General features: G+C 62.8%; 19 protein-coding genes and 2 pseudogenes. 13 read left to right on the forward strand and 8 right to left on the reverse strand.

Going from position 1 to position 22,636, the window contains the following annotated elements:
- Positions 1–64: 64 nt before the first annotated feature.
- Positions 65–1,102: pseudogene (gene ilvA, locus DPV74_RS14940) on the forward strand (threonine ammonia-lyase, biosynthetic); the annotation flags it as partial.
- A 243-nt stretch (positions 1,103–1,345) separates the two neighbouring features.
- On the opposite strand, the gene DPV74_RS14945 reads toward ilvA, so the two are convergent.
- Positions 1,346–2,089, reverse strand: coding sequence for a TetR/AcrR family transcriptional regulator (locus DPV74_RS14945; RefSeq protein ID WP_059520440.1), 744 nt, complete (start codon positions 2,087–2,089; stop codon positions 1,346–1,348).
- Between the two features lie 145 nt (positions 2,090–2,234).
- On the opposite strand from DPV74_RS14945, the gene DPV74_RS14950 reads away from it, so the two are divergent.
- The 5 genes from DPV74_RS14950 to DPV74_RS14970 all read left to right on the forward strand — a co-directional run bounded on the left by DPV74_RS14950 (position 2,235) and on the right by DPV74_RS14970 (position 9,013).
- Positions 2,235–3,908 (forward strand): bifunctional 3-(3-hydroxy-phenyl)propionate/3-hydroxycinnamic acid hydroxylase, encoded by a 1,674-nt coding sequence (locus DPV74_RS14950; RefSeq protein WP_091926144.1) that lies wholly within the window; start codon positions 2,235–2,237, stop codon positions 3,906–3,908.
- A gap of 10 nt (positions 3,909–3,918) precedes the next feature.
- Complete coding sequence (locus DPV74_RS14955) at positions 3,919–4,989, forward strand: VOC family protein (protein WP_091926145.1); 1,071 nt, start codon at positions 3,919–3,921, stop codon at positions 4,987–4,989.
- Between the two features lie 37 nt (positions 4,990–5,026).
- A complete protein-coding gene (locus DPV74_RS14960) occupies positions 5,027–5,983 on the forward strand; it encodes a fumarylacetoacetate hydrolase family protein (protein WP_091926148.1) in 957 nt (318 codons plus the stop codon).
- Complete coding sequence (locus tag DPV74_RS14965) at positions 5,980–7,989, forward strand: acyl-CoA synthetase (RefSeq protein ID WP_091926150.1); 2,010 nt, start codon at positions 5,980–5,982, stop codon at positions 7,987–7,989. Before DPV74_RS14960 ends, DPV74_RS14965 begins: the two co-directional genes overlap by 4 nt.
- A 286-nt stretch (positions 7,990–8,275) precedes the next feature.
- Positions 8,276–9,013 (forward strand): OmpW family protein, encoded by a 738-nt coding sequence (locus DPV74_RS14970; RefSeq protein ID WP_091926153.1) that lies wholly within the window; start codon positions 8,276–8,278, stop codon positions 9,011–9,013.
- A 250-nt stretch (positions 9,014–9,263) separates the two neighbouring features.
- Here the strand turns inward: DPV74_RS14970 and DPV74_RS14975 are convergent, their stop codons facing one another.
- The 7 genes from DPV74_RS14975 to DPV74_RS15005 all read right to left on the reverse strand — a co-directional run bounded on the left by DPV74_RS14975 (position 9,264) and on the right by DPV74_RS15005 (position 13,354).
- Positions 9,264–9,881, reverse strand: coding sequence for an HAD-IA family hydrolase (locus DPV74_RS14975; RefSeq protein ID WP_059693523.1), 618 nt, complete (start codon positions 9,879–9,881; stop codon positions 9,264–9,266).
- Between the two features lie 176 nt (positions 9,882–10,057).
- Entirely contained in the window at positions 10,058–10,627 is a 570-nt protein-coding gene (locus DPV74_RS14980) for a nucleotidyltransferase family protein (protein ID WP_081066056.1), read from the reverse strand.
- A 191-nt stretch (positions 10,628–10,818) separates the two neighbouring features.
- The gene (locus DPV74_RS14985) at positions 10,819–11,160 is read right to left on the reverse strand and encodes a hypothetical protein (protein ID WP_091926160.1); all 342 of its coding nucleotides are present in this window, start codon (positions 11,158–11,160) and stop codon (positions 10,819–10,821) included.
- 189 nt (positions 11,161–11,349) lie between these two features.
- Positions 11,350–11,919: a hypothetical protein gene (locus DPV74_RS14990; RefSeq protein ID WP_134319481.1), complete on the reverse strand. Its 570-nt coding sequence runs from the start codon at positions 11,917–11,919 to the stop codon at positions 11,350–11,352.
- Positions 11,916–12,497, reverse strand: coding sequence for a hypothetical protein (locus DPV74_RS14995; RefSeq protein ID WP_134319480.1), 582 nt, complete (start codon positions 12,495–12,497; stop codon positions 11,916–11,918). Before DPV74_RS14995 ends, DPV74_RS14990 begins: the two co-directional genes overlap by 4 nt.
- A 322-nt stretch (positions 12,498–12,819) precedes the next feature.
- On the reverse strand, positions 12,820–13,053 hold the full coding sequence (locus tag DPV74_RS15000; RefSeq protein WP_059585612.1) for a hypothetical protein: 234 nt from the start codon (positions 13,051–13,053) through the stop codon (positions 12,820–12,822).
- 22 nt (positions 13,054–13,075) lie between these two features.
- Entirely contained in the window at positions 13,076–13,354 is a 279-nt protein-coding gene (locus tag DPV74_RS15005; RefSeq protein ID WP_162923042.1) for a hypothetical protein, read from the reverse strand.
- Positions 13,355–13,693: 339 nt separating this feature from the next.
- On the opposite strand from DPV74_RS15005, the gene DPV74_RS15010 reads away from it, so the two are divergent.
- From DPV74_RS15010 to DPV74_RS15040, 7 genes and pseudogenes are all read left to right on the forward strand, one after another.
- Complete coding sequence (locus DPV74_RS15010; protein ID WP_134319478.1) at positions 13,694–14,119, forward strand: hypothetical protein; 426 nt, start codon at positions 13,694–13,696, stop codon at positions 14,117–14,119.
- 227 nt (positions 14,120–14,346) lie between these two features.
- A complete protein-coding gene (locus DPV74_RS15015) occupies positions 14,347–16,137 on the forward strand; it encodes an acyl-CoA dehydrogenase (protein WP_119337474.1) in 1,791 nt (596 codons plus the stop codon).
- Between the two features lie 81 nt (positions 16,138–16,218).
- Positions 16,219–17,847, forward strand: coding sequence for an electron transfer flavoprotein-ubiquinone oxidoreductase (locus DPV74_RS15020; protein ID WP_091921537.1), 1,629 nt, complete (start codon positions 16,219–16,221; stop codon positions 17,845–17,847).
- Positions 17,848–17,895: 48 nt separating this feature from the next.
- Positions 17,896–19,089, forward strand: coding sequence for a beta-ketothiolase BktB (gene bktB, locus DPV74_RS15025; protein ID WP_059494025.1), 1,194 nt, complete (start codon positions 17,896–17,898; stop codon positions 19,087–19,089).
- 37 nt (positions 19,090–19,126) lie between these two features.
- Positions 19,127–19,981, forward strand: coding sequence for a 3-hydroxybutyryl-CoA dehydrogenase (locus tag DPV74_RS15030; protein WP_091921545.1), 855 nt, complete (start codon positions 19,127–19,129; stop codon positions 19,979–19,981).
- A gap of 573 nt (positions 19,982–20,554) precedes the next feature.
- Complete coding sequence (locus DPV74_RS15035; RefSeq protein WP_063803102.1) at positions 20,555–21,940, forward strand: hypothetical protein; 1,386 nt, start codon at positions 20,555–20,557, stop codon at positions 21,938–21,940.
- 170 nt (positions 21,941–22,110) lie between these two features.
- Positions 22,111–22,636, forward strand: a pseudogene (locus DPV74_RS15040) (SEL1-like repeat protein); the annotation flags it as partial.

Below are 22,636 nucleotides of genomic sequence, written 5' to 3' on the forward strand. Positions count from 1 at the left end.
GCGGGTTTTTCATTTCCGCTTCTAGGCTTGCCCACCCTGACCTGGAAAGGAAATCATCGTGTTCATGCACCGAAACCCATTCGACGCGCACGTACAGAGCCCCGCCCATCCTTCGGCGCCGTTCGATTACCTCAAAAAAATCCTGACCGCGCGGGTCTACGACGTCGCGATCGAAACCGATCTGGATTTCGCGCACAACCTGTCGGTTCGGTGTCGCAACGCGATCCATCTGAAGCGCGAGGACAAGCAGCCGGTGTTCTCGTTCAAGTTGCGTGGTGCGTACAACAAGATGGCGCAGATGCCAGCTGATGCGCTGGCTTGCGGTGTCATCACCGCGTCGGCCGGCAACCACGCACAGGGCGTTGCGTTCTGCGCGGCTCGCATGGGCGTGCACGCTGTGATCGTGGTGCCGCTCACGACGCCCCAGGTCAAGGTGGATGCCGTGCGCAGGCATGGTGGTTCGCGTGTCAAGGTCATTCAGGCCGGGGAGTCGTACAGCGACGCCTACGCGCACGCGCTCACGTTGCAGAAGGAGCGGAACCTGACGTTCGTGCATCCGTTCGACGACCCCGACGTGATCGCCGGCCAAGGCACGGTGGCGATGGAAATCTTGCGCCAGCATCAAAAGCCGATCCATGCGATCTTCGTGCCGATCGGCGGCGGCAGCCTGGCGTCCGGCGTGGCGACCTACGTGAAAGCCGTGCGACCGGGCATCAAGGTGATCGGCGTGCAGACGGAGGATTCATGCGCGATGGCGCAGTCGCTCCGTGCGGGTGAACGCGTCGAACTGGTGGAGGTCGGTTTGTTCTCGGACGGTACGGCGGTCAAACTGGTTGGACAAGAGACTTTCCGGTTATGCCGCGAACACCTCGACGACGTGGTGACGGTCGATACCGATGGCCTGTGCGCGGCGATGAGGGATGTGTTCCAGGATACGCGGAGCGTGCTCGAACCGGCCGGTGCCCTGGCCGTCGCAGGGGCAAAGCTGTACGCCGAGTGCGAAGGGATCGAGAACGAAACGCTCATCGCGATCACGTCCGGCGCAAACATGAACTTCGATCGGCTGAGTTTCGTTGCGGAGCGCGCGAAACTGGCTGTTGCGTAGAAACCGATACGCAGGCCGGTGCATTGTTTGAGAGGCAGGGCCACCGGCCCCGTTGTTTTTACGCCGCTTGGTTGTCCAGGTACGCTCGCACGGCCCGATACATGCCCTCACAATCGAAAGCAACCGACGGAAATCGACCCAATCCAGCCGGTTGCAACTCCTCAAAGAGGTGGCTGCCTTAGGCGGGATTACAGACGCAAATCCTTCGCCACTGCGTAGTTCGGTCGGGCGTGTTTCGTTTTACGGGGCATTTGCGTGTATTGAGACGGCCAGCAACGGCCGGTGAGCGATCTCCTCAGCCTCGGCGCGTGCGAGCCCGAGTGCTTGCAGCAGCACAGTTGCAGCGCGTTCCGGAAAGTCTTCGTTGCCGAATCCGAGTGCCGCAAACCCCTGCGCCATCGGGCTGGCCGGCGTGGCGAACTGCAAGTCCGCAGCAATCGCGGCGAGGACCGTGCCGCCTACCGAAAGGACTGACATCAGCGGATCCGCGACGCCGAACCGTCCGGCGGCGGCTCCTTTCTGCACGTCCCGCAGGAGCCTCTGACCGAGCCCGTGGCTCAGCGCGCGCGCGGATAAACCTTCCCGGATCAGGAATTGTCCCCACACCGGCTCGCGTCGCGCGCGCAGCAACGTGTGCCGGACCGACACCGAAATGACTTCGGCGGGATCCGACAAGTCTGCGGCGCACCTGTCGAGCGTATCGGCGAAATCCTCGAACACCCAGTCCACGAGCGCCGCGTAGATCGCGTCCTTCGATTCGAAGTGGTTGTAGAACGAACCGAAGCCGACATCCGCTGCCTCGGTGATCTCGTTGATCGCCACACCTTCCGCCCCTTTTTCCGCCATCAGCCTGAGTGCGGCCTCGAGCAACCGAGCGCGTGTTTCGCGTTTGCGACGGGCGCCGCGCGGTTCGCGCTCCAGGGCGGCGGCGTCAGGGATGGCCTCGGGGTGCTTGCCCGCTCGGGGCGTCGGTGAATTCGGCATGGCATTTCGGTTGTGCAGCGGAACCCGAGTATAGACTCAAACATCATAATTGACAAAATACTCAGTTATGAGTTGAATGTCAGATATCGGCCGAGCCGAGCCGGACGAATCGATGAATGGAGTGCTTGTGGAGACAAATACGCGGATGGATGCCCGGCCCGGCAGTGAGTGCGGTCCCGGTCGGGAAGTCGTCGAAGGCCTGCCTTTGAGCGTCGACGTGCTGGTCGTCGGCTTCGGGCCGGTCGGCGCCGCGGCAGCCAATCTGCTCGCGCGCTACGGCGTGAACGTGCTCGTCATCGACAAGGCGACCGACATCTACATGGCCCCCCGGGCCATCGCCCTCGATAACGAAGCGTTGCGCATCCTGCAACTCATAGGCGTGACGGAGCACGAATTGGAGACCGTGGCGATCCCTTGCGTGCGGATGCGTTCGCCGCTGCTGGGAGAGTTCGGCAAGGCCAACACGCTGGGCAGCATCGACGGACATCCGAAGCTCGTGACGTTCTATCAACCGGACCTCGAGCGGTGCCTGCGTCGCCGTCTGCAGCAGTACGACTGCGCGCGAGTGGCGCTCGGCGTCTCGTTGCACGGCATCGCGTTAGGGCAGGAGTCAATCGAGGCGACGCTGGACCTTGGGCAGGGGCATACACGCATCGTCCGGGCCCGTTACCTGGTCGGCGCCGACGGCGCGAGCTCGCTCGTCCGTCAATTGATCGGGCAGGCATTCAAGGGCAAGACCTTCGCCGAGGACTGGCTCATCGTGGACGCTCGCAACGTGCCGCGCCCGATCGATCACGTCGAATTCATTTGCGATCACCGGCGGCCGATTCCGCACATGACAGCGCCGGGCGCGCGCGAGCGTTGGGAATTCATGCTGCGTCCTGGCGAGACGCGTGAAGAGATGGAGTCCGACGCGCGCATCCGCGAACTGCTCGCGCCGTGGGGCAATGTCGACGACATGGTCATCGAACGCAAAGCGGTTTACCGCTTTCACGCGAGGACGGTGAATGCGTTCAGCCAGGGGCGCGTGTTCCTGGCCGGCGACGCGGCGCATATTACGCCGCCGTTTGTCGGGCAGGGGCTTGTCGCGGGGCTGCGCGATACCGCCAATCTGTGCTGGAAACTCGCGTCGGTCATACACGGGCACGCAGCGCCGCAAATTCTCGCCACGTACGACCAGGAACGGCGGCCCCATGTGAAGGCGATGATTCGCTTCGCGAAACTCATGGGGAAGCTGGTGATGCCGCGCAACGCTGGAGTGGCGTTCTTCACGCACGGCCTGATGTGCGCAATGCGGCTCGTGCCGAAGTGGCGCGCTTATTTGGAAGAACTGGAGATCAAGCCCAGGAACGTCTGCCGGCGCGGGCTCTTCGTCGCAGGCTGCACGAAGTCCCGATTGGTGCGTGGCGCGGTCTTGCCACAGGGCTGGGTGCGTGGCGCCGACGGTCGGACCTGCCTGAGCGACGATGTACAGGGCTCGGGCCTCACGTTGATAGGGTTCGGTCGCGACGCAGCCGCGGCGCTCAATGATGAGACGGCCGCGGCGTTTGCCGCCGCCGGCGGAACGGTCATCCAGATCTCGCATCGCGGGCAGCGGCTGCATCTCGCGCCGAGCAGTAGCTGGGAGGACCTTGAGGGCGTGTTCCTGCCGCGCGCCGTGCCGTTCGGCTGGGCCGCCATGGTCCGGCCCGACCGGGTGATCGTCCACGACGGGCCGGCGAGCGAAGCGAATCGCCTGGTTTCCGAGAGCCTGGCTCTGCTCGGAACGCCGATCGACGCAATGCCGCCCGTCACCGAACCTGCTCAATTTTTCGTCTGAGGCTTACGTCATGCAACTGACCACACCGCAACCGGCTCGCCATCCGCGCCCCACGACCAAAGCGTCCGCGCTGGCGTACCTGATCTTCGATCGCCCGGATCTCGTCAAGGCCGAGGAGTTCCTGAATGACTTTGGACTTCGTACCGTTTCGCGCGACGACGACCGGATGTTCCTGCGCGGCACCGGGCCGACGCCATTCTGCTATGTCGTCCGAAGAGCGCCCAAAGCCCGCTTCGTCGGCTTCGGCCTGCGCGTGAATCGCATCGAAGACCTGCGTGCGCTGGCGCGCGTGCCCGGTGCTTCGGAAGTCGAAGCATCGGACTGGCCGGGCGGCGGCCACCGGGTGCGTCTCGTCGATCCGTCCGGGTTCCGCGTCGATGCCGTGTTCGGACAAGCGCCGGCCGCGACGTTGCCGCACCGGCCGCCTCTGCCGCTCAATACGGCAGACGCCGCCGTCCGCATCAACGACACGCAGCGCCCGCCGTCGGGGCCACCGGAGGTTATCAAGCTCGGGCACGTGGTGCTGGAGCTGGCGGATTTCCAGCAAACCTGCGCGTGGTACACGCAGCATTTCGGGTTCATTCCGAGCGACGTGCAGCTGCTGCCCGACGGTTCGCCCGCGGTGACGTTCATGCGGCTCGATCTCGGTGCGACACCGGCGGACCATCACACGCTCGCGCTGGCGCAGGGTTTCGCGCCGCTCTACAGTCATAGCGCCTACGAGGTCGTGGACGCCGATGCGGTCGGCATGGGCCAGCGCGTATTGCGCGACCAGGGCTGGACGCATGCATGGGGCATCGGGCGGCACATCCTCGGCAGCCAGATCTTCGACTACTGGCAGGATCCGTCGGGCGACAAGCACGAGCATTACTGCGACGGCGACCTGTTCACGGCCGAGGTGCCGATGGGGGTCCATGCGGTCAGCCGCGAAGCGATGTCCCAGTGGGGGCAGGCCATGCCGCGCAGCTTCACGAAACCCAAATTCACGCTGGCCAGCGTGGCCGCGCTCGTCCGCAGTCTCCGGTGGAGTCCCGACGTGACGGTCGGCAAGCTGAAAACGCTCGCCAAGCTGTTCGCGTGACGCGGCGCCGATTCGTCCAGATATTCGAGGCACATTCATGTCATTGCACATTCTGCATTACCAGCATCAAGGCCGCGCCCGGTGGGGCGTGATCCGACAGGGCGCGATCACGCCGATTCCGGGTGAGTTCGAAACGACGGCCGACTTCGTGCGCGCGAACCGGATCGAGGAATTGGCCGCCCTGTCCGGGCCGACGATCCCGGAATCGGAGGTGGCGTGGCTGTCGCCTGTCACCCGCAATCAGCAATTCGTGTGTCAGGGCGCTAACTACCGGCAGCACATGATTGAATCCGGCATGGACCCGGACGCGAAGACGTTCAACATGATTTTCACGAAAGCGACGAGCTGCGTCGTGCCCGCCGATTCGCACGTCATCCGGCCACGGCAGGTGCGCTTTCTCGATTACGAGATCGAACTGGGGCTGGTGATGAAGCGCGACATTACCGCCCGCCAGTCGATTACCAATGCGAATCTGCACGAGTACCTCGCTGGCATCGTCATCGTGAACGACTACTCGGCCCGCGACGTGCAGATCCCGCAGATGCAGTTCTACAAGGGCAAGAGCTACCGGACGTTCGGACCGGTCGGCCCGTACCTGTGCATGCTGGAGGCGCGCGACATCGCGAAGCTGCGCAGGCTGGACCTGACGCTGACAGTCAATGGACAGGTCCGGCAGAAGGATACGACGGCCAATCTCGTCTACGGGCCCGCCGAGACGCTGACTGAACTGTCGGGCGTGCACGACCTGCATGTCGGTGACCTGATTGCGACCGGCACGCCGTCCGGCTGCGCGCTGAGCGTTCCGTCGCAGGCGAAACAGCGCATCGCGGCGTTGCTGCCCGAGGCCGCCAAATGGCGCATGTTCATGAAGATCCAGGCGGGCAGGAGCCAATATCTGCGGACCGGCGACATTGTCGAAGCGCGCATCGCCAGCGCGGACGGGCTGATCGATCTCGGCGTGCAACGCAATTGCGTCGTGGATGAAGTCGCATGAACGGAATCGCCAATCAAGCGGACGTCATCGCGATCGAGGCGAGCGGCCCGCCGGCGGATTTGCCGGCCAGCACGTACGAGATGATCTGCCGCGGTGCCGCAATCGATCCGTCCGCACCCGCGCTGTCGTTCTTCCTGCGTGCCGACGATCATCGCAACGCTGCGCGCTGGACCTATCGCGAACTGGTTCGCGACATCACGCGCACCGCGAACTTCTTTACCCGTCTTGGCGTGCGTCGAGACACGGTGGTCGCCTATATCCTGCCGAATCTGCCCGAAACGCATTTCGTGATCTGGGGCGGCGAGGCTGCGGGCATCGTTTGCGCAATCAATCCGCTGCTGGAGTCGGCCGCAATTGCCGAATTGCTGAATGCGGCGCAGGTGGAGGTACTGGTGACGCTGGCGCCGTTTCCCGGCACCGATCTGTGGCCGAAGGTGCAGCCGGTGCTCGAGCGGGTCGGCACGCTCCGGCATTTGGTACTCGTGAATCTGGCCGATCGCGTGCGGGCGCCCAAGCGATTCGTGGCGCGGCTGCTGCAGCTCCGGGAATGCGCGAGGTTGCACGGCCCAGGCGGCGTCCGGAGTGCGGTGCCGAGACGAATCGGAATCCACGACTTCGGCCGGTCGTTCGCGAGCGAGTCGGGGACGGCGCTCGACAGCCGCCGCCGCTTCGATCCCGAGGATCACTCGTCGTACTTCTGCACCGGCGGCACGACCGGCTTGCCGAAGATCGCGATGCGCCGCCACGGCAACGAAGTCGCGAATGCGTGGAGCGTCGGCCAGTTCTTTGGCGCTGGCATTGGGCCCGGCAAGACGATCTTCTGTGGACTGCCGCTGTTCCATGTCAATGCCGTGCTGGCGACTGGGCTCGTGCCGTTCTCGCGCGGCGCCCACGTCGTCCTGGGCACGCCGCAGGGCTATCGCGGCGACGGCGTCGTCAAGCGCTTCTGGGAGCTGGTCGAACACCATCGCATCAACTTCTTCAGCGGCGTGCCGACGCTCTATGCGTCGCTTCTCGACGTCCCGATCGGCGACAGGAACGTCGGTTCGCTCGAATACGGGCTGTGCGGCGCGGCTCCGATGCCGATCGAAGTGTTCCGCACGTTCCAGGAGCGGACCGGGATCCGGATTCTCGAAGGCTACGGACTGACCGAGGGGGCATGCGTCAGCAGCGTCAACCCGCCGCTCGGGGAGCGCCGTCTCGGATCGATCGGGTTGCGCGTCCCAGGTCAGGTGATGAAGGCGATCGTCGTCGACGACGACGGCCTTTATGTCCGCGACTGCGTTGCGGACGAAGTTGGCCTGCTCGTGATCGCGGGCCCGAACGTCTTTGCCGGCTATGTACAGCCCGAACAGAACAAGGATCTCTGGCTGGAGCTGGGCGACGGTCGCCGCTGGCTGAACACGGGCGACCTCGGGTGTTGCGACGGGGACGGCTATTTCCGCCTCACCGGCCGCAAGAAGGATCTGATCATTCGGGGCGGCCACAACATCGATCCGGCGACGATCGAGGAGCCGCTGCATCGCCATCCGGCGGTTCAGATCGCGGCGGCGATCGGGCGGCCTGATGCGCATGCCGGCGAGTTGCCGGTGGCCTACGTGCAGCTCAAGGCGGGCGCGCGTGCAACCGAACACGACCTCGCGGAATTCGTGCGTAGCGAGATCGGCGAGCGTGCCGCGTTGCCGAGGCAAATCCGGATCGTCGATGCGATGCCACTGACTGCCGTCGGCAAGATCTTCAAGCCGGAATTGAAGCGGCGCGAGACGGCCGACGCGCTTCGCGCCGCACTCAACGAAGCCGGCATGACCCATGCCCGCGTCACTGTCGAAACCGATGCATCGCGTGGTGTATCAGCGCATGTCGCACTTGCGGATCCGGCGCTCGAGGAGCAGGCAATTGCGGTGCTGGGACGCTTCCCGTTCGCATTCACGATCCAGGCAACAGGGCAGTCGCCATTGGATCTACAAGCGGATGGCGGACCTGCCGAACTTGAGCGGAGCCGATAAAGCCAACGTCGAGCGCGCTCGCAACAACTGATTGAATTGCGACATTGCCGCATCGCAGATGTGGGCGGTGTCGCCCCAAAGGATCAGGGCGGGAAGACCATGGTTGCGATTTCGTTTCTCCAGCAGTCACTAATTTAGTAGTTCAAATTGAATGAAGGAGGAGTGCAAGGCGAAAGTGTATCGCCTGAGTCGTTTGAAGTATCAATAAAGCCATAGACCACAGGCGGTGGAGATCCGAGAAGGACGTCCCGCGAAGCAGGTCGATTCAACAACGGAAGGAGACAGGATGGAATTCAGGAAAACATTCAGAATGCTTGTCGCGGTGACGCTTGTGTGTGCGGCGTCGATTGCCGGCCACGCGAACGCGCAGTCGAGCGGCAGCATGCAACTGGGGATCGGCTGGTTGCATGTCATGCCGCAGGGGAATGCGGACCCCATCGTCGTCGAAAGTGTCGCCGGTGCACCGATGAATCAGCGGCAAACCGGGACCGGAGCTCACGCCGGTGCATCGGACGCCGCGAGCTTGATGGCGGAGTACTTCGTTACCGATCATATCGGTGTCGCGTTCCTGGCCGGCACGCCGTTTACGACCGACCTGATCGGCAACGGCTCATTGGCCTCGTTCGGGGTGATCGGCAAAACGAAACCGCTGGCGCCCGTACTTGAAGTCAGATATCACTTCTTGGCGACCGACGCCAAGTTCAGGCCATTCGTCGGACTGGGTGTCAACTACACGTGGTACTCGGACACACGCATCGTTAATACGGCGTTCCTCAACGCGACTTGCGGGCCGGGCTGTTCGACCCGCGCGTCGTTGAGTTCTTCGTGGAACCCGACGTTCGAGCTCGGTGCAAACTATGCGCTCAGCAAGCATTGGTCGATCAACGCGTCCCTGTCCTATATCCCGTTGTCGACCACGTTGACGACGAATGCCACGACAGCGACTGGCGTCGATATCGTGACCAAGATGCGCATCAGGGTGAATCCGCTCGTGACACATCTCGACATCGCTTATACGTTCTAGCGTTCGCGGAAGCGCATCGGCCAGCGATGGCTCTTCCCTACTTTCCATAGGAGTGGATCGTTGGCGGACTGTCCGCTGTCACGTGTCAACACAACGCTCGAGTGTCCGACATCACGTTTTGACGACCGGCCGCTCGTGGCCGACTGCCGCCCGACGCGGTCGGCCGTAGCCGACCCTCAACGGACGCTCGCTTCCCTCCGAAGCGGTCGTTTCACTCGCCTCGCGGCGCAATGATTCGTTCAACCTTCAATTAATCCAACAGCACTCGGTATCGTCCGGCTAACGTTGCGGTCAATCTTCCGACATCGTTCAGTTCATCGTCGTGCAGATAAGTGTGCATTCCAAGCTGCTGCGCCACGACCAGATTCGCAGGCGTGTTGTCCACGAAAACGGCTTCCTCTGGGCCGATATGTAGTTCACGCAATGCTCTCTCAAAGATCGTTGGGCTCTGTTTTCCCACACCATGCTCGGCCGACACGATTACTGGATCGAACAATTCATCGAGTTGTTGAGATTTTCTCAGGCAATCGAGCCTGTCTTTTTTATTGTCCGTGATGATCCCAACGGCATAGCGCTTTCTGAGGTCACGCGCCAAAGCAAACATGGCATCGTTCGTGGGCGTGCTCAGGAATGCCTGTTCGAGTAGTGAGAAATCGAGCTCATGCTCAATTAACTTGCATACATAAGACCAGATAGCCTTATGTGTCGTTCTCCCGAGGATCAAGTCGGCGTTGTAGTATGAGAAAGCTTTCTGGATCAGTTCGTAATCTACGCCAGAAGCATGGCTTAGATATTTGTTGGTCGTGAGTGAACCAGTCTTATCTGTCGTGAGAACTCCGTCGTAATCAAAGAAAATCGCTTTTATCACGCTCGCTCCATTTGATGTTGCCGGCAGAACATGGTGGGTGTCTGCTTAGGTTCGTCGCCGTCGATGTAGCTTCGCGCGTCTCTTTGTGGAGGGCCACCCGACTATGCAAGAAGCATATCGCGACACAATCATGGCAGTCCCACTGTTCCACAGAGGTTGATCAATCCGTGCACCGGTCAGCTTGGCACGATTATTACGCCAGGCCAACGTTTTTGATATTGCTTCTGTTCAATTCGCTTTCGATAGGTGTAGACGTTTACACGCGCCGGGTTGCGCCGAACCACCATTGCAAAAAGATCGTCAAGCCCATACGGTGCAATGACGTTAATCGAGTCGTCTTCTAGTAGCGTTAGTCCGACCGATGTCGCGAACTCAGGCCACGACGCGACAGCGTGTTCCAACGATACAAACGGCGAAACCGGATGACCAAAAGCTGCTTCGAACCATGTGTGCACGGCGGCCTGATTGGTGACCTCCCAAGGATATTCAGGATATTGCGCCGTGAGGCTGTGCTGGATTTCGGCATCGCGAATCGACGACAAATCGGACGGGTCGAAGTAGGCTAAATCGACGTCGGCTAGGCATGTCGGAGTCGCATATCCGTGGAGCGAGTCCCAGACCAAATTGCGAATGGCCCCTGCGCCAATGCACCAGGATTTCAGGCCCATTGCACGTGACGCCGAGAGAGCCGACATACACCAAGATGACTGCCGGGCTATTTCGACTAATCTTTCATTGAGACTCATCGCGGATCTACGTGGCCTAAACGAGCAGCTCGGATCAGATTGTCTCCAAATCCAGCAGCACTGTCGAGTGACAGAAACTGGCCGAACGCGGCCTGCCGCCGCTCCGTGACGCATTACCGGCGCAGATCGACCCTGAAGTGACCTTCGGCTTGCTCAAATGCGGATATTTCATTTTTCGTCGCGCCGCACGCTTAGCGCCCCACACGAATGTGAGCGTCACGCGAGAAATCGTATGTCTTTAGCACCGGACGGATAGCGTCGATTAGTTTATCCGTGTGGACGCTCGTCATATAGATGGACGCCTTGCCACCATCGACTGTCACTTCATCACCATCCAGCTCGCCCAACTTCGTCTCCCTCGCTACCGATTCCAGCTCGTCTTCCAGCTGGTGTAGTCGCGTCAAATCGAGGCTGCCATAGTCCACGGCGATCACAATTTGATTGCTTTCAGCAAGGGGCGCCGCACATGTTGGCTTTCCGAAGACGAGAAACAGGAAAAGTACAGCGCACTGGATCAGCAAACGTTGGTTCATATATTTTTCGTTAATCAAGCATGACGAGGCGCAGCGGCGGCGGCCCTCGATTGTCAACGATTCTGACCTCCAGGCCGAACGGCCGAAATTGCCGGGCTCGGCCGGCGGCAGCCCACCCGAAGTGTACATTCCCCGTGCCAGACCGAATGACCCAAGCTCACTCGTCAACGGCCGATTGCATCGCCATGTTCAAGAACATCGCCGAATGATTTCGAGGTCCTCAACACGCTCGACGGAGTAGTGTCCGTCGTGGCTGTCGATGTGATACACATCGACCTTCAGCGGCGTTCCCGGCCGGACCGTTACCTCATAATTTTCCCCGGATTTGGGGGTGAAGCGAAAGGCGTTATCGTATTGGTCTAGTCCCGGAACGGAAACGCGCAGCGTCAGCAAGTGATCCGCTTGCATCCTGAGTTCGAAGTAACTTTGGTCGATATATTTATCGGCGATCGGCATTCCCAGCCGCGGCTGCTGTCGATGTGTCGAAAAGAGAATGATCGTGTGGTCGTCTTTGAAAGGAATACCCGCCACGCCAATGGGTTCGCCGCCCAGTGGATCGCTCGGCACGTAGCAACCTGGCAAAGGAGGGGGGTGATAGAGGTAGAACGTACCTTCGCCGATTTCACGGAAGCGAACGTTTGCAGTCGGCACGCCTGGCGGTGGCATGTAGTTTGTCGTTACACACCCTGTCACCGACAAGGAGATTGCAAACATCGCCAATCGAATCACGAGTTTCGCCGCTGATGTTTTAACTTTCATTGGTGCGCAACCTCGTGTTTTACCTCTACCGTGCCGCTATAAGCATTGGGGATCGCCCACCGTTTGCCGGTTTGTGCTGTGAGAATCATCCGATCGGATTCCGACGCAGCCGAGTAGAGGATAAAGAATCGTGCGCCAGAAGGGACGATGAAGTAGGTTTGTCTGTAGTGGCCCTTCACGAAGGTCGATCCGTCAGTGCTCTCGAATGACTCGACGTTGCTGACAACGCGCTTGTCGGCATCGAGGAACATGACATACGGCTTCAGCACCGTTGCCAGTGGCAACCACGTACTCGAAAACCAAGTGCGGACGCGCAAAGTGGTCGCCTTGGACTGTTGATCCAGGGAGAACGGAGCATAGACCCCAAGACCGTCTGGAAATCGAGCCACCGGGGAGGTGCCTGCGTCGAAGTCAATCGTCCTTGCCTCGTTCAGTGCAAGTGGCTGATAAGACATCTCTGCATAGCTCTTCACGCCGACCCGTGATTCAACCAAGGGCGTGGCCACAAGTTGCCGGGTTGCACATCCGCTAAGCGCTGCACAAATTAATCCGATTCCAATCCAGAATTGCCGTTTCACGTCGTTCCAAAAATCAATTTCCCAATAGATCCTTGTTTACGACAATCAGAGGCGGTTCTTTAGCTCAAACGCGTGGATGAGCGATGTCCACCGCGAAAAGACCGGAACTCGATGTGCGGTTACTGACGCAAAACGGACGTCCCACCTGTCTCGGCAACCGTCTCGCCTTGGCCGGCTGCTGCCTTCCGCAGTTGCTTGCGGTAGGCCAGCGCAGTGACCCGAAATCGACCCATAAGAGACAGATGCAATTCCTGATATCGGCCGCGCGCAGCAACGTCGGCCGACGGGAAGTGGGCGCGTTGCGCCTCATGACCAACCCCTTTCACTCGGACGCCTCGTCGATAGCCTTCAGAATCATTTGTTGGTCGTCAATTACGCTCTCATCTCCGGAAAAGCGGGACATCTCCATATGTCCGTCGTCGAACACGTCGATCTCGATACGCTCACCTGGCACGGTTATCGAGATCAGAATGGTGTCTGGGCGATGCCGGCCCAATGTATAAAAGAGGTGGCGATCGTCGAGGTTACTAAGCAATTCGTACAAGGCGTGCGTCATATATCCCCGCCAAGATCAGCAGCTAGCCGTGAGAACCGAGCTGAAACAAAGCTGCAAAAATAATGGCAGTGAAGAACGCCAGCGCCGTCGCCCCTTGGATTCTGGTTCGCCGTACCATTTTGGCCGACACAATATCTTCTGCAGACATGTTGTAGCAGAACTTGTACCACCATCTCCAAGCCCTTGATCTGCAATAGAAGGCCAATATTCGCTCTGGACGAAATGCCATGATTGCGGATATCGCGGCGCCGTAAGCGATCACGACAAAGCCGAAAATGGCGCGGTAGGTCGATTCGTTCACGTAGCTGTCTCAGGTCGACATAGCGAGGAAATAGGCGGAACGTCCGAAATTCGATCAACGAACCCATGCTGTCACAATCTAGACTATCGACCGCAACTGGCTTGTCGGGGTTTGCACTACGTTGCGGGTTGTGCCAGCACCGCTAGGCCCAGGTGCTAGGATATCGCTCGCATCCGGCTAACCACCAAGGTTTTTCTTCGAGATTGTCGATGATCCAGGAACGGATGGCGAAGAGCCGTTGTTGGCGCCGACTCCCGTCATTGCCCACCCATCCCGGCATCGCCAAACCCTGAAGATCCGTTTTTGCGGAACCCGATCCACCCGATGATGATAAAAGCCGTGTTCTTCGACGTCGGCGAAACGCTGATCGATGAAAGTCGAGACTGGAACGAGTGGGCCGACCATCTCGAGGTGCCGCGACGGGTGTTTCATGCGTTGCTCGGCGCGGTCATCGCGCGTGGTCAGCATCATCGTCGCGTGTTCGATCTCGTGCGGCCGGGTGTCGACTTCGCCGCATCGTGCCGGGAGCGCGAGGCGACCGGAAGCACTCATGCGGTGACCGTGAAAGATCTCTACCCCGACGTCGTGCCGTGCCTGAAACGACTGCGCGAAACCGGCGTGCTGGCCGGCATGGTTCCAGTGTTCTTGCGGCGCGGCCCATGGGCGATCATTCGGTCCGGTTCCGGGCGGTTCGCGTCTCCCGTGCACGCGATCGACAGCCTTTCCGCGCTTCCGGCGTTACTGTCCGGAAGTTTGGGGACATAACAACCAGCCGCCAGCTCGCCATTCCCGCCCAAACCCGACCCCGCCCAAACCTTCCGCCCCCGCCCCCACATCCCGTGGCCGATTTTGTCACCAGGTGGGCCGAATATGACAATGGAAACCGGCTCGCACGGCATTAGGATGGGTCACCTCGCCGCCCGGAGCTGGCCGGTTTTGCCGTATCGGCCCCGTGGCGCGCCTCATTCACCGCCTGATTTGGAACATCGACCATGAGCTATAACGCCCCCGTCAAGGACATGCTGTTCGTGCTGAAGGAACTCGCGGGCATCGACACCGTTGCGCAACTGCCGGGCTTCGAGGACGCCGGTTACGACACGGCACAGGCCGTGCTCGACGAGTCCGCGAAATTCTGCGGCGAGGTGCTGGCGCCGCTGAACGTCGAAGGCGACCGCAACCCGAGCAGCTGGAAGGACGGTGTCGTGACCGCGACGCCGGGTTTCGGCGAAGCATTCCGCCAGTTCGTCGAAGGCGGCTGGCAGGGGCTGCAGCACCCGTCCGAATACGACGGCCAGGGGCTGCCGAAGCTGATCGCCACGCCGTGCATCGAGATGCTGAACGCGGCGAACCTGTCGTTCGCGCTGTGTCCGCTGCTGACCGACGGCGCGATCGAGGCGCTGCTGACGGCCGGCACCGACGAGCAGAAGCAGCGCTACGTGCCGAAGCTGATCTCGGGCGAATGGACCGGCACGATGAACCTGACGGAGCCGCAGGCGGGCTCGGATCTTGCGCTGGTGCGTTCGCGCGCCGAACCGCAAGGCGACGGCACGTACAAGGTGTTCGGCACGAAGATTTTCATCACGTGGGGCGAGCACGACATGGCGGACAACATCGTCCACCTCGTGCTGGCACGCACGCCGAACGCGCCGGAAGGCGTGAAGGGCATTTCGCTGTTCATCGTGCCGAAGTTCCTGGTGAACGAGGACGGCTCGCTGGGCGAACGCAACGACGTGCACTGCGTGTCGATCGAGCACAAGCTCGGGATCAAGGCGAGCCCGACGGCGGTGCTGCAATATGGCGATAACGGTGGCGCGATCGGCTACCTGATCGGCGAAGAGAACCGCGGCCTCGAATACATGTTCATCATGATGAACGCGGCGCGCTTCGGCGTCGGGATGCAGGGGATCGGCGTGGCCGACCGCGCGTACCAGAAGGCCGCGGAATTCGCGAAGGAGCGCGTGCAGAGCCGCCCGGTGGACGGGTCGGCCAAGCAGTCGGTGACGATCATCCATCACCCGGACGTGCGCCGGATGCTCGGCACGATGCGCGCGCTGACCGAAGGCGCACGCTCGCTGGCCTACGTGGCCGCGGCGCACAGCGACATTGCCCACCGCCATTCGGACGAGGCGACGCGGGCGCGTCATCAGGCAATCTACGAATATCTGGTGCCGGTCGTGAAGGGCTGGAGCACGGAGATGGTGAACGACGTGGCGAGCCTGGGCGTGCAGGTGCACGGCGGGATGGGTTTCATCGAGGAAACCGGCGCGGCGCAGTATTACCGCGATGCGCGGATCCTGGCGATCTACGAAGGCACGACGGCGATCCAGGCGAACGACCTGGTGGGCCGCAAGACGCTGCGCGACGGTGGTGCGGTGGCGAAGGCGCTGATCGCCGAAATCGGCGAGACTGTCGCGGCGCTGGGCAAGCTGGACGGTGCGGCGGCCGCATCGATGAAGGAGCGGCTGGAGAAGGGCGCGAAGGCGCTGTCGTCGGTGGTGGATTACGTGCTGGCGAACGCGAAGCAGGACCCGAACGCGGTGTTCGCGGGCAGCGTGCCGTACCTGAAGCTGGCGGGCGTGGTGCTGTGCGGATGGCAGATGGCGCGTGCGCTGGTGGCCGCGCAGGCGAACCGCGCGAGCGACCCGGCGTTCTTCGGCGCGAAGATCGCGATCGCGCAGCTCTATGCGGAGCAGGTGCTGGTGCAGGCAGGCGCGCTCGAAGCGTCGATCGTCGGCACGAAGGGCAACGAGGGCGTGCTCGCGTTGACGGAAGACCAGTTCTGACCGGCTGACGGTCGGGACGCAGGAGGAGACAGGATTTTGACCACACAGGACTTGCTCGCGCAGTACGGCCCGCGCGAATCGATGGAATACGACGTCGTGATCGTCGGCGGCGGCCCCGCCGGGCTGTCGGCGGCGATCCGGCTCAAGCAGCTGGCCGCCGAGAAAGGCACCGAGATCGGCGTGTGCGTGCTCGAGAAAGGTTCCGAGATCGGCGCGCACATCCTGTCGGGCGCGGTGATGGACCCGCGCGCGATCACCGAACTGTTCCCCGACTGGAAGGAACGCGGCGCGCCGCTCGACGTCGAGGTGACGGAAGACCGCTTCCTGTTCCTGTCCGAGAAAAGCGCCGTCACCACGCCGAACTGGGCGCTGCCCGCCAACTTCCAGAACCACGGCAACTACGTGATTTCGCTGGGCAACGTCACGCGCTGGCTGGGCCAGCAGGCCGAGGCGCTGGGCGTCGAGATCTTCCCCGGCTTCCCGGCTGCGGAGATTCTCTATAACGACGACGGCTCCGTGAAAGGCGTCGCGACCGGCAACATGGGCGTTGGCAAGGACGGCGAGCCGACCGAGAACTTCCAGCTCGGCATGGAGCTGCACGCGAAGTACACGCTGTTCGCCGAAGGCTGCCGTGGCCATCTCGGCCGCCAGTTGATCGCGAAGTTCAAGCTCGACGCGAACGCCGATCCGCAGGCGTACGGGATCGGCATCAAGGAGCTGTGGGAAATCGATCCGGCCAAGCACAAGCCGGGCCTCGTGATCCACACGGCCGGCTGGCCGCTGAAGTCCGACACCTACGGCGGCTCGTTCCTGTATCACATGGACAACAACCAGGTCGTGGTCGGCTTCGTGGTGGGCCTGGGCTACACGAACCCGTACCTGTCGCCGTTCGAGGAATTCCAGCGCTACAAGACGCACCCGTCGATCCGTGCGTTCCTCGAAGGCGGCAAGCGCGTGTCGTACGGCGCGCGCGCGATCACGGCGGGCGGCCTGCTGTCGCTGCCGAAGACGGTGTTCCCGGGCGGCGCGCTGATCGGCGACGACGCGGGTTTCCTGAACGCGTCGCGGATCAAGGGCAGCCACGCGGCGATCAAGACCGGCATGCTGGCCGCCGACGCCGCGTTCGACGCGGTGCAGGCGGGCCGCCAGTCGGACGAACTCAACGCGTATCCGGATGCGTTCAAGCAGTCGTGGCTGTACACGGAGCTGTACCGCGCGCGCAACTTCAAGCAGTGGATGGCCAAGGGCCTGTACCTCGGCACGCTGATGGTCGGGCTCGAGCAGAAGGTGATGGGCGGCAACGTGCCGTGGACGCTGCATCACAAGCACGCGGATCACGAGATGCTGAAGCCGGCGTCGCAGTGCGAGCCGATCGAGTACCCGAAGCCGGACGGCAAGCTGACGTTCGACCGGCTGTCGTCGGTGTTCATCTCGAACACGAACCATGAAGAGAACCAGCCGGCGCACCTGACCTTGAAGGATGCAAACGTGCCGGTGAACGTGAACCTGCGCACGTATGCGGGGCCGGAGGGCCGTTTCTGCCCGGCGGCGGTGTACGAGTTCGTGAAGAACGACGATGGCAGCGATCGCCTCGTGATCAATGCGCAGAACTGCGTGCACTGCAAGACCTGCGACATCAAGGACCCGACGCAGAACATCGTGTGGGTCACGCCGGAAGGCGGTGGCGGGCCGAATTACCCGAACATGTAACGCAACGTATCCCCGCGCCTGCGGGCGCGAACGAACCGGAGTGAGACGATGAGCAATGCAGCGAAAGAAGTCGTGGTGGTGAGCGGTGTCCGTACCGCGATCGGTGATTTCGGCGGCAGCCTGAAGGATTTCTCGCCGACCGACCTCGGGGCGAAAGTCGTGCGCGAAGTGCTGTCGCGCGCGAACGTGTCGGGCGATGCGGTCGGGCATGTCGTGTTCGGCCACGTCGTGAACACCGAACCGAAGGACATGTATATCGCGCGCGTCGCGGCGATCGACGGCGGCGTCGCGCAGCACACGCCCGCGCTGACCGTGAACCGCCTGTGCGGTTCGGGCCTGCAGGCGATCGTGTCGGCCGCGCAGACGATCATGCTCGGCGACGCCGACGTCGCGATCGGCGGCGGCTCGGAAAACATGAGCCGCGCGCCGTACACGGTGCCGGCCGCGCGTTTCGGCCAGCGCATGGGTGACGGCAAGCTCGTCGACATGATGCTCGGCGCACTGCACGACCCGTTCCAGACGATCCACATGGGCGTGACCGCCGAGAACGTCGCGGCGAAGTACGGCATCACGCGCGACGCGCAGGACGCGCTGGCGCTCGAATCGCATCGTCGCGCGGCGCGCGCGATCGCGGAAGGGCGCTTCAAGGACCAGATCCTGCCGATCTCGATCCGCACGAAGAAGGGCGAGGTCGCGTTCGACACCGACGAACACGTGCGTCACGACGCGAGCGCGGACGATTTCACGAAGCTGCGCCCGGTGTTCAAGAAGGAAGACGGCACGGTGACGGCCGGCAACGCGTCGGGCATCAACGACGCGGCCGCGGCCGTGCTGATGATGAGCGCGGACGCCGCGCGCGCGCAGGGCGTGAAGCCGCTCGCTCGGCTCGTCGCGTATGCGCACGCGGGGGTCGATCCGGCATACATGGGCATCGGCCCCGTGCCGGCCACGCAGAAGGCGCTCGAACGCGCGGGCCTGAAGATCACCGATCTCGACGTGATCGAGGCGAACGAGGCGTTCGCCGCCCAGGCATGCGCGGTCACGCAGGAGCTCGGCCTCGATCCGGCGAAGGTCAACCCGAACGGGTCGGGCATCTCGCTCGGTCACCCGATCGGCGCGACCGGTGCGCTGATCACGGTCAAGGCGCTGTACGAACTGAAGCGCATCGGCGGGCGTTACGCGCTCGTGACGATGTGTATCGGTGGCGGCCAGGGGATTGCGGCCATCTTCGAGAACATCTGATAATCGACCGCTCAGCACCCGAACACACAGGAACTACATGGCCATCGAAATTGTCGGCGTCGTGGGCGCCGGAACCATGGGCAACGGCATTGCGCAGACCGCCGCCGTTGCGGGACTCAACGTCGTGATGATCGACGTCAGCGACGCCGCGCTCGAGAAGGGCGTCGCGACGCTGAAGGGCAGCCTCGAGCGGCTCGTGTCGAAGGGCAAGCTCGACGCAGCCATACGCGATGCGGCGCTGGCGCGCATCACGACGTCGACCGACTACGCGCAGCTCGCGTCGGTCGATATCGTGATCGAAGCCGCGACCGAGAACGTCGAGCTGAAGGGTCGCATCCTGAAGCAGATCGAGGCCGTCGCACGGCCCGACGCGATCATCGCGACCAACACGTCGTCGATCTCGATCACCGCGCTCGCGGCGCCGCTCGCCGATCCGGCGCGCTTCGTCGGCATGCACTTCTTCAACCCGGTGCCGCTGATGCCGCTCGTCGAGATCATCCGCGGGCTGCAGACGAGCGAAGCGACCGCGTCGGCGGTGCGCGAGCTGACCGAGCGTTTCGACAAGTCGCCGATCGGCGTGCGTAACTCGCCGGGCTTCGTCGTGAACCGGATTCTCGTGCCGATGATCAACGAGGCGTTTTTCGTGCTGGCTGAAGGCATCGCGTCGGCCGAGGAGATCGACGCGGGGATGAAGCTCGGCGCGAACCACCCGATCGGGCCGCTCGCGCTGGCCGACCTCGTCGGCCTCGACGTGTGCCTCGCGGTGATGGACGTGTTCGTGAAGGACTTCGGCGACCCGAAGTATCGGGCGTGCCCGCTGCTGCGCGAGATGGTGACCGCCGGGCGCCTGGGGCGCAAGACGGGGCGCGGCGTGTACGACTACAGCAAGTAAGCAGCGCACCGGGAAGTCTTCAACGCGGGTGGCGAGTCGTGCCGGATGGAGGTGTTCATCCGGTGCGGTTCGCCACCCGCGTTTTTCATTGGGGGCGGGCAGGAGAGGTGCGTTGCCTTCGAGACCGCTGCGTCAGCTTGAGCCTTGACAATTCTTGAGAATCACGCGGTTTCGTCTGTGCAACCATCATCCGTGCCTGTCGAACAGGCCCGCCATGTGCGGCATCGAGAAGCGGTGCGTTCGGCTGGGAACGCGCGCAAGCGGGGATGAGCGTCGACCGTACTCCGTCGAAAGATAAAAGACAGCTGACGCGGCAACGTGAGCGCCGTCGAGCGTTTGCCTGGTTCTCCCCGAACATTCGCGCGGCAACCCCGACACGACAGCATCGCAACGGGACCGGATCCGCGGTGGTGCGTCGCCGAGCGCGCGCGCCATTGACAACGCGGTCGCAACACGCGAAGCTGCGCGCGACCGGCGCATCGGTACGGTCCCGGACGTTCGCGCGCTGGATTTCAGGCGAAAGTCCGGGGCGGAATCGCGCTCGGCCGATCAACGCAATCGAATGACGACAAGATGAAAATAAAAACAGGCCTTTTCGGGGTGTTGCTGTCCATCGCGACCGCAACGGCATATGGATTGGGCGTGCAGAGCGCGCCTGCGGAGCCGGCGGTTTCCACGCCAGCGGCGAATCCGGTCATTAACCTGACGCCCGCACAGATCAGTGAACGTGCGCGCGCATATATTGCGCAGATCGGGGTCGATCCAGACTCGGACAACGGGCAGATCCTGATCGCGTGGTTCACCCGAATCGTGCAGGAACCCGGTTATCTCGCGCGATTGACGACACTGCGCAGCAGCTCGCCCGGGTTGGTCGACACGATGCTGCCGCCGGCCGCGCGGCTGAAGGCCCTGCGGGTGACGGCGGATATGGCGCGCGGATCGCGGAACAACTGCGCGATGCCGGACATCGGCGGCAAGGATCTGGCGGCGCTGGCGAAGACGCTCCCGTCGAAGTCGCTCAAGGGTGTGCTGGAGATGATGGACATCCTGTTGAATCGCGATGGCACGGCGTCCGGGGATGAGCATTACACCGTGGCCGAGTTGCTCGACGTCGACGCACGCATGAATACGATCGAGCTGCCGGCGTCGCTTTCGAAGCCCGGCGCGTCGAAGTCCTGCGAGGCGATTGCGTTTGCCGTCGGTATGATCGACAAGCTTCCGGAGCCGGAACAGCAACGCATCACCTACGAACTCTTCAAGATGATTTCCGGCGGCAAGTCGGCGAGCGAGACCGTGCTGGCCGATCCGGACGCGTATCTGGACGAAGTGTTCGACGAGCGGCGCCTGCAGGAGGCGATTCGCAGCCAGTTGCCGCCGGACGGTAGCCGGCCGCTGCCGTATTCGCGCTTGATCGTGGACGGCGAATGGGTGAACAAGACGACGCCGAAGGCCGCAGGGCCGTATGTCGACACCTACGTCAATAGGCGCAATAACGGCGTGGTCGCTGAATTGATGACCACGCGCGATGGTTCCGGCGCGACTGACTGGTCCTACTTCGGGTTGACGTCGGGTATCGCGGAACTCATGGGCCAGAGCGTTCAAGGCCGTTTCGATGCACAGCGGCTCGGCATGCTGAAAGATGCGTCGGCAATCGCGGTGGCGAACGCGCCTTTGGCCGAGGGCAAACGCATCGAGTTCGCTCTGCCCCAACCGTCGAGCCGCGGCCAACTGACCCGGCGATGCGAGATCGGCAAGACCGAACCGGCGTCGACGATCTTCGGGACGTTGACCGGCAATGCCGTCAATCTCGACTGCAGCGAGGTACGCAAGGATGGGACGACGTCTCGGGTTCGTTCCGCATGGCTGGCCGACTACGGGATCGAATTGAGCAAGACGATCGATGACGAGGCCGGCAGAACCGACGTCATCATCAAGAACGTCACGATCGTGAAGCCATGAGGCCGGTGGGCAAACCTCGGCCGCGCGTTCCGGCGGTGCGGCGGTTCAACTGCGTCGGGCCCGCGCTGAAACGGTCGGTCGGAGCCGCAGGGCTGATGGCGGGGCTGACCATCGGGTTCGGCAGCGCCGCTGCGCCTCGGCCCGGGCGGTTGCCTGCCGCGATGCCGGCAATGCAACGCGCCGGGTCCGTTTCCGTCCACGACGACACGACGCCATGCGTAGTGACGCTGAACGCGGGGTTCGACAGCCTCCTGCTGAAGGACAAACCCGCGCAGATTCGCAGCCTTTGCCGGCAGGAAGCCGAGGCCGGCAACCTGACGGCCCGCGCGCTCTACGGACAGATGGTGCTGCATGGCTACGCGGCTCGACCGGACCTGAAACGCGGGATGACGATCCTCGAATCGGCGGCGAGCGACGGTTCGACGCCGGCCAGGCGCGCACTCGGCTACCTCTACTACGACGGTGTCGCGCTGCCGCGGAACTCTGCGGCGGCATACGCGTGGTTCGCGTCGGCGGCGCGCGACGGCGACGCGGCGTCGGCCAACCAGCTCGGCGGGATGCGCGCGGACGGCGACGGGCAACCGGCCGACAACGCTGCCGCCTACCGGTACTTCGTGAAGGCTGCCGAGGGCGGGTCGGCGGCGGGCGCGGCGAACGCGGGGAAATTCGCGCTGGCGGGGCGCGGGGTGGCGCGCG

It is taken from the genome of Burkholderia sp. HAN2018, assembly GCF_024704855.1.
Taxonomy (GTDB): domain Bacteria; phylum Pseudomonadota; class Gammaproteobacteria; order Burkholderiales; family Burkholderiaceae; genus Burkholderia; species Burkholderia cepacia.

Coding starts and splice junctions, on each gene's coding strand:
- DPV74_RS14970 (WP_091926153.1), top strand. CDS start 8,276: ATGGAATTCAGGAAAACATTCAGAATGCTTGTCGCGGTGACGCTTGTG.
- DPV74_RS14965 (WP_091926150.1), top strand. CDS start 5,980: ATGAACGGAATCGCCAATCAAGCGGACGTCATCGCGATCGAGGCGAGC.
- DPV74_RS15035 (WP_063803102.1), top strand. CDS start 20,555: ATGAAAATAAAAACAGGCCTTTTCGGGGTGTTGCTGTCCATCGCGACC.
- DPV74_RS15030 (WP_091921545.1), top strand. CDS start 19,127: ATGGCCATCGAAATTGTCGGCGTCGTGGGCGCCGGAACCATGGGCAAC.
- bktB (WP_059494025.1), top strand. CDS start 17,896: ATGAGCAATGCAGCGAAAGAAGTCGTGGTGGTGAGCGGTGTCCGTACC.
- DPV74_RS15020 (WP_091921537.1), top strand. CDS start 16,219: ATGGAATACGACGTCGTGATCGTCGGCGGCGGCCCCGCCGGGCTGTCG.
- DPV74_RS14960 (WP_091926148.1), top strand. CDS start 5,027: ATGTCATTGCACATTCTGCATTACCAGCATCAAGGCCGCGCCCGGTGG.
- DPV74_RS14985 (WP_091926160.1), bottom strand. CDS start 11,160: ATGAACCAACGTTTGCTGATCCAGTGCGCTGTACTTTTCCTGTTTCTC.
- DPV74_RS15015 (WP_119337474.1), top strand. CDS start 14,347: ATGAGCTATAACGCCCCCGTCAAGGACATGCTGTTCGTGCTGAAGGAA.
- DPV74_RS15000 (WP_059585612.1), bottom strand. CDS start 13,053: ATGACGCACGCCTTGTACGAATTGCTTAGTAACCTCGACGATCGCCAC.
- DPV74_RS14980 (WP_081066056.1), bottom strand. CDS start 10,627: ATGAGTCTCAATGAAAGATTAGTCGAAATAGCCCGGCAGTCATCTTGG.
- DPV74_RS14945 (WP_059520440.1), bottom strand. CDS start 2,089: ATGCCGAATTCACCGACGCCCCGAGCGGGCAAGCACCCCGAGGCCATC.
- DPV74_RS14955 (WP_091926145.1), top strand. CDS start 3,919: ATGCAACTGACCACACCGCAACCGGCTCGCCATCCGCGCCCCACGACC.
- DPV74_RS14950 (WP_091926144.1), top strand. CDS start 2,235: ATGGATGCCCGGCCCGGCAGTGAGTGCGGTCCCGGTCGGGAAGTCGTC.
- DPV74_RS14990 (WP_134319481.1), bottom strand. CDS start 11,919: ATGAAAGTTAAAACATCAGCGGCGAAACTCGTGATTCGATTGGCGATG.